Source organism: Paraburkholderia sp. J11-2 (genome assembly GCF_905220185.1).
GTDB lineage: Bacteria > Pseudomonadota > Gammaproteobacteria > Burkholderiales > Burkholderiaceae > Paraburkholderia.
Map to the genome: position 1 here is coordinate 1 of NZ_CAJMYY010000101.1, position 611 is coordinate 611.

Here is a 611-nt window from a genome sequence, read left to right on the forward strand (position 1 = left end):
GGGCGAGATAACCGGCACCCATCGAAAAGAGAAAAGGCACCAGGGCAAAAGCGATTTCGTGGCTCATGGCGATATGCGGAAGATGCGCGGGGCTTCAGGCGTGACAGCGCAATGGCTGTCCGCCTGCATGCCACGCTTAGCCCTTCCATCCCTCCAGGAAGTCGAGCAGCAGTGCATTGACCCGCTCCGGTTGCTCCTCGTGCGGCAGATGCCCCGCGCGCTCGATCGCATGGGTGCGCACATCGGTTGCCATGCCTTTCCAGACGGCTTCCATGTCGAACATCTTGCCGACCGCGTAAAACTCGGCGCCCCACAGCGCCAGTGTCGGGACGCTGATGGGTACGTGGGCATCCACCTTGTCCTGGGCAACGTCCTCGGCGTTCGCCCGATAGTCGGCCATCGCGCCACGCACCGCTCCGGGGGCTTCGTAAGCGCGCACGTAGGCCTCAAAAGCGTCCCCGCTGATCGCATTCGGGTCATAGCACCAGTCGGAGAAGAAGTGGCGCAGCCACGCGCGTTCGTTGCCGGCAACCAGCGTTTCGGGCAGGTCCGGTACCTGGTGGAACAGGAAGAACCAGTATGCGCGGGCGATGCGGGCGTCCAGTTGCTCC

Annotated in this window: 1 protein-coding gene; it reads right to left on the reverse strand. The window is 63.7% G+C overall.

The features are described 5' to 3' along the window. Window positions 1-136: 136 nt before the first annotated feature. A partial coding sequence (locus U5A57_RS41330) for an alpha/beta fold hydrolase (RefSeq protein ID WP_415774722.1) occupies window positions 137-611 on the reverse strand: 475 nt, incomplete at its 5' end.